General features: G+C 69.3%; 1 protein-coding gene. It reads right to left on the reverse strand.

The annotated features are described in order from the left end of the window. The coding region (locus G455_RS27245) for a hypothetical protein (RefSeq protein ID WP_205620498.1) at nucleotides 1-228 on the reverse strand (228 nt) is incomplete at both ends.

The following is a 228-nucleotide window of genomic DNA, read 5'->3' on the forward strand; positions in this document are numbered from 1 at the left end:
CCTCGATGGCGTCCTCGGCGATGACGGCCTGCTGGGCGGTGTCCTCGGTGAAGACGGTCTGGTGGACAACCTGCTGGGCGAAGATGGTCTCCTCGGCGGTCTGCTTGACCCGATCCTTGGCGGCGATGGCCTCCTGGGCGGGGTGACCGGCGACGACGGTCTGCTGGGCGGTGTGCTCGGAGACGACGGTCTGCTGGGCGGTGTCCTTGGCGACGATGGCCTGCTGGG

Origin of the sequence: Pseudodonghicola xiamenensis DSM 18339, assembly GCF_000429365.1 — a bacterium.
Classification (GTDB): Bacteria; Pseudomonadota; Alphaproteobacteria; order Rhodobacterales; family Rhodobacteraceae; genus Pseudodonghicola; species Pseudodonghicola xiamenensis.